Annotated in this window: 4 protein-coding genes; 2 read left to right on the top strand and 2 right to left on the bottom strand. The window is 75.4% G+C overall.

Annotated features, from left to right (window positions below):
• Positions 1–125 precede the first annotated feature (125 nt).
• Positions 126–2,402 (top strand): FG-GAP repeat domain-containing protein, encoded by a 2,277-nt coding sequence (locus ACFV2S_RS25955; protein ID WP_385563651.1) that lies wholly within the window; start codon positions 126–128, stop codon positions 2,400–2,402.
• Positions 2,403–2,460: 58 nt separating this feature from the next.
• The gene (locus tag ACFV2S_RS25950; RefSeq protein WP_385563648.1) at positions 2,461–3,099 is read left to right on the top strand and encodes an HAD family hydrolase; all 639 of its coding nucleotides are present in this window, start codon (positions 2,461–2,463) and stop codon (positions 3,097–3,099) included.
• On the opposite strand, the gene ACFV2S_RS25945 is transcribed toward ACFV2S_RS25950, so the two are convergent.
• Both ACFV2S_RS25945 and ACFV2S_RS25940 read right to left on the bottom strand, forming a co-directional pair.
• Positions 3,081–4,007 carry a tachylectin-related carbohydrate-binding protein gene (locus tag ACFV2S_RS25945; RefSeq protein WP_385563645.1) on the bottom strand — a complete coding sequence of 309 codons (927 nt, stop codon included), beginning with the start codon at positions 4,005–4,007 and terminating at the stop codon, positions 3,081–3,083. The two genes, ACFV2S_RS25950 and ACFV2S_RS25945, sit on opposite strands and share 19 nt — an antisense overlap.
• A gap of 72 nt (positions 4,008–4,079) precedes the next feature.
• The gene (locus ACFV2S_RS25940) at positions 4,080–5,336 is read right to left on the bottom strand and encodes an alpha/beta hydrolase (RefSeq protein ID WP_385563642.1); all 1,257 of its coding nucleotides are present in this window, start codon (positions 5,334–5,336) and stop codon (positions 4,080–4,082) included.
• Positions 5,337–5,496: the final 160 nt, after the last annotated feature.

Here is a 5,496-nt window from a genome sequence, read left to right as displayed (position 1 = left end):
CGGCCCCGCCCCCCCCCCCCCCCACCATCACCCCCCCCCCCCATAAAACCCGCCGGGCCGGGGGGGGGGGCGGGGGGGGGGGGCGCGGCCCCCCCCCCCCCCCACCTCTGGGGGAGGAACCACCCTTGACGCCCACGCGCACCGCCCGCGTCCGCCTCTGCGCGGCCGTGGCGGCCGTCCTCGCCGTCACCGCGGGCGGTCTGACGACCGCCGCCACCGCCACGGCCGCGCCCTCCGCGACGGCCGCGCCCTCCACCGCGGCGGTCGTGCCCTACCCGACCGACCGGCCCGAGCTCGTCTCGGCCGGCAGCACCGGGTTCCTGACCTGGACCCTGGGCAGGAACGACGACCTGCACGCCGTCTGGACCCGGTACGCGGACGGCTCGAAGGCAGAGCCGTGGTCCCTGGCCCGGGACTGGATCACCACGTCCCGCGCCTCCGACGTCATCGTGCGCGTCCAGCCGTCCGGCCACGTCACCCTCCGGGACATGGCGACCGACCAGGACGTCCTGTCCTTCCTGCCCGGCACCGTGGGCGCGGGCGGAGCCTACGCCGGAGCCGTCGGCCGGACCGCGTTCGTCAGGGTGCCCAACTCCCTGGGCGGGCACGACGTGCACCTGGTCTCCCGGGGCGACGGCGGCAGCACCACCGACCGGCTCGTGACCAAGCTCCCGGGCGGCGCGATCAACCCCACGGTCCGGGCCGCCACCGCCGACACCGCACTGCTCACCTACATCACCGGGTCGGGGACGGGCGCGCGGGTGCACTGGGCCACCGTGGACCTCGGCACCGCGGCCGTCACCGAGACCGCGCTCACCGCGGGCGCCGCGGACCGGCAGTCCCCGATCGCGCTCTCGGGCACGCACGTCGCCTGGCTGGAGCCCGGCACCGGAGGCAGGGCGACCGTGGTCGTCACCGAGCGGGGCCCGTCCACCGCCACCCAGCGGATCGGCGTGGGCGGCGCGGTCGACTCCGTCGGCCTGGTCGGCGGCTGGCTGACGTACGCGCAGACCGGCGGCTACGAGGAACGGAACCCGTCCGCGACGTACGCCGTGACGGCCCGCCACCTGGGGAACGGCACGACCCGGAAGGTCATGGACGACATCGCCCACTCCGCGGTGGCACCCGACGGGTCGCTGTACGTGCAGGGCGGCACCGTCGCCGGCGGCGAGGGCCTCTACCGGATCGCCCCCGGCGCGGACGGCGCGCCGACCGCCACCCGGGTCGCCTCCTCCGGCCTCTCGACCAAGGTCACGCTGCTCGGCCACGCCATCCCCTCGGTCCTCGACCTCGACCGGACCGGCGGCCGGTTCACCATGGTCTGGCAGCTCAGCCGGTCCGAGGTGGAGATGACGGTCCGGATCCGCAACACCCGGACGGGCGAGACCCTCTCGGACGGCGTGTACCCGCTCGACGTTCCCGAGTACGACCCCCACCGGGCGTCCTACACCTGGAACGGGCAGCTCACGTGGAACGGCTCCCCCGACCTCTGGACCGGAGCGCCGAGCGGGCCGTACACCTGGGAGATCACGGCCAAGCCGATGAACGGCATCGGCCCGAAGCTGAAGACCTCCGGGACCTTCACGGTGACCCGGAAGGCCGGTGCGCACGACTACGACGCCGACGGCTCGCCGGACGTGCTCATGCGGGACACCGCGGGCCGCCTGTGGATCAGCGACACCTTCCCGTCCCCCTACGAGGACCGGCTGGACCAGAACCCCGGCCTGCTCGTGGGCGGGGGCTGGGGCGTCTACGACCGGATCGAGGCGGCCGGGAACATCGCGGGCTCGGCCGTCGGCGACGTGGTCGCCCGGGACAGGTCCGGGGTGCTCTGGCTCTACCGGGGGACCGGCCTCTCCAAGACCCCGCTCTCCGCCCGCGTCCGGATCGGCGCCGGATGGAACACGTACGCCCAGCTCACCGGCGGCAGCGACCTGACCGGTGACGGACGCCCCGACCTCGTCGCCACCGACAAGGCCGGCGACCTGTGGCTCCACAAGGGCACCGGCTCCGGCACCGCCCCCTTCGCGGCCCGCACGAAGATCGGCCGGGGCTGGGGCGTCTACAACCAGATCACCGCCACCGGGAACATCGCCGGAGGCACCGCCGGAGACCTCGTCGCCCGGGACAAGGACGGCGTCCTCTGGCTCTACCTCGGCAGGGGCGACGGCACCTTCGCCGCCCGGACGAAGGTCGGCGGCGGCTGGGGCGCGTACGGCGACCTGCTCGGCATCGGCGACGCCAACCGCGACGGCCGCCCCGACCTGTACGCGGCGGAACGGAACACTCCCGGCGCGGCCCTCCTCTACCGGGGCACGGGCTCCTGGAGCGGGCCCTTCCGGCCCCGGACCGGGATCGCCTGGTACATCACGCCGGACCTGAGGTACGACCTCCTCTCCTGACGCCCGGGGTCGCGGCCCCCGCGGCCCGGGCCGCCCTCCTGGACGTAGCATCCCGGGCGTGACCTCCATCAAGTGCGTTCTCTTCGACGTCGACGGCACCCTCATGGACGCCGTCGAGAACCAGCGGCGCGTCTGGCACGCGTGGGCCGCGCGGCACGGGCTCGACGGGGACGAGGTGTACGCCGTGGCGCTGCGGACGCGGCCCGTGGAGACCTTCGCGGCCGTCGCGCCCGGCGCCGACCCGGACGCGTGCCTCGCCCTCCTGCACGCGCTGGAGGACGAGGACGTCCGTACGGGGTCGTACGCGGCCTTCGACGGCGCCGCCGAGCTGCTGGCCGGGCTCCCGGCGGACCGCTGGGCGCTGGTGACGTCGAACTACGAGCACCGGGTGCGGGGGCGGTTCGAGCGGACCGGGCTCCCGTTCCCGGGACTGATCGTCGACGCGGCCTCCGTCGCGGAGGGGAAGCCGTCGCCCGTCCCGTACCTGACCGCCGCGGAGAAGCTGGGCGCGGACCCGGCGGAGTGCCTGGTGATCGAGGACGCGCCGTCCGGGGTCCGCTCGGGTCTGGACGCCGGGATGACGGTCTGGACCGTGAACACCCCGGCGCCGCACCCGGACGCGCACCGCCACTTCCCGACGCTCGCGGAGGCGGCGCCGCACGTCCTGGCGAGCGTGGGTCAGAGAATCACGTCGTAGACGCCCCAGCCGTGGCCGATCTGCCTGCGGGCCGGGCCCGGGACGGTGGCGCTGCCGCCGGCGTTCGGACGGCCCGCGTAGAGCCAGAGGCGGCCGTCCCTGTCGCGGGCGAGGAAGTCGTCGAAGACCTCCCCGCAGTCGAGGTCGCCGGCCGCCACGACCGAGTCGTAGACGTTCCAGCCGCCGCCGACGCGCGTGCGCGGCCCGTACGCCCCGGGGTTCTGGGCCGGGCTGTAGCGGGGACCGTACGCCCAGAGGACGCCGCTCGCGTCCCGGGCCACGAGTTCGTAGCCGCCGCCCCGGCTCGCGATCAGGGTGTACGTGTTCCAGCCGCCGCCCAGAAGCTCGCGCGTCCCGAGCATCCGGGCGGGGTCGTTCGAGCCGCTCGTCCTGTAGAGCCAGAGCCTGCCGTCCTCGTCCCGGGCCACCAGGCCGCCGTTGTTGGCGGCGAGGGCGGTGTACCGGTTCCAGCCGCCGCCGATCCGCACCCGTGGCTCGAAGGGGGCGTCGGGGTCTCCGGAGCCCCGGTAGTACCAGAGGACGCCGGCCTTGTCCCGGGCCACGAGGTCGCCCTCGCCTGCCGCCGTCCGGGAGGTGAGGGACGTGATCGCGGTGTAGACGTTCCAGCCGCCGCCGACGCGCTCACGGGCCCCGAGGGGCCTGTCGGCCCGCCCGGAACCCTCGTACTGCCAGAGCACGCCCGCCGTGTCGCGGGCGAGCACGGTGGGCCGCCGGGACGCGTCCGGCGTTCCCCTGTCGGCGGCGGGCACCACGAGCGGACCGCCCTGCGGGCGCACCGTGCCGGCCGTCGCGGCCGTCGTCCCGGCGGTGGCGGCCGTCGTCCCTCCGGTGGCGAGGACGGTCAGGGCCGCCGTCACCACCAGAGCCGTACGCGTGCTTCTCCTCATGCGACACCCCATGACGTCTCGATGGCCGGTTGGACCACCGACGGGTGCGCACGGTTGTACGGAGGCGCCGTGTCAGCGGCGCGCCAACGCGTCGAACCAGCGCACGATCTCGGGCCCCGCCAGCTTGAAGGAGCCGTTGTGGTCGGCCTTCCCGTGGTCGACCACGGGGGCCTTCACGCCGTGGCGGGCCAGATCGGCCGCGCAGTTCACGGAGTTGGCGATCGCCACGTCCGTGTCACCGGACGCGCTGTGCAGCCGTACGGGCACGGCGGGCTTCCAGTCGCAGGTCCCGTCCTGCGCCTTCATCGCGGCCAGCAGACCGCCGTCCGGGTGCCGCAGCCGCTCGTAGAAGCCGTCGGTCAGCAGCTCCTTCACCGAACCGGGGAGCCTGGTGACGATGTCCTCCTCGGTGTGCCGGGTGTCGAAGAGTTCCTCCACGTAGCCCGCGTGGGGCTGCCGGAATGCCTCGGCCGGGTCGTCGTAGATCGGGTGCAGCCGGTTCTGCGCGGTGAGGAAGTACGCCATGTAGAAGACACCGCTGATGTCGTTGACCCGGCCGTCGAGCAGGGCGGGCACCTCGGCGCCCCGCAGGTCGTACGGTCCGGCGACCGGGGCGAGCGCCCGCAGCCGGAAGTGGCGGTCCGCGCCCCGCGCCAGTTCGCGGCCCAGCGCCATGGCGACCTGGCCGCCCTGCGAGAACCCGGTGCCGTACACGTCCCCGGTCAGCGGCCTGCCGAGCGAGCGTGCGGCGGTGCGGGACGCCCGCAGCATGTCGAGCGAGGCGGAGACGGAGGAGGCCGTGTCCATGTACGGGTGGAGGCCGGGGCCCTTGCCGAGCCCGAGGTAGTCCGGGGCGGCGACGGCACGGCCCGCGGCGGCGTGCAGATAGGGCGCGTACCGGCCGAAGTCCTCGGAGACGGAGGGCGCGTAGTCGCGGTGGACCATGGTCCCGTGCGTGTCGGCCACCAGGTCGAGCCGGCGCTCGCCGCCCTTGGGGAGCACCAGCAGCCCGGTGGCGGTGGTCGGCGCGCCCTGCGGGGTCACGGTCCGGTAGGTGATGCGGTAGCCCCGCACGCCGTGCCGGACGGTCGCCGGATCGATTCCGGCGCCCTTGAGGAAGGCGGCGACCTCGGCCCTGCTCAGGTCGGCGACGGGGGTGACCCCCAGAAGCTCCCCGCGGGCCGTGCTCTGCTGTGCCGCACGGGCCGGACGGGGTTCGGACGCCGCGACGGCCGGGGCGGCGGCGAGGGCCGTGAGGACGACCGCGGTGGCGGCGGCCAGGGACCGGCGGACGTGCCGGAAACGGGTGCGGGTCGTGGTGTGGGTCATGGCGACGACGCTACGGAGCGGGCGGGCCGGCGGGACATCCGACGGTCCCCCGGCCGGGGGGGGGGGGGGGGGGCCCCCCCCCCCCCGGGCCCCCGCCCCCCCCCGGGCGGGGGCGGGGGGGGGGGTGTGGGGGGGGGGGTGGGGGGGTGGGAGACACGTA

This window comes from Streptomyces sp. NPDC059695 (genome assembly GCF_042733785.1).
Lineage (GTDB): Bacteria > Actinomycetota > Actinomycetes > Streptomycetales > Streptomycetaceae > Streptomyces.
Note: the sequence above shows the minus strand (reverse complement) of the source record. Positions and strands in the feature narration are given on the sequence as shown.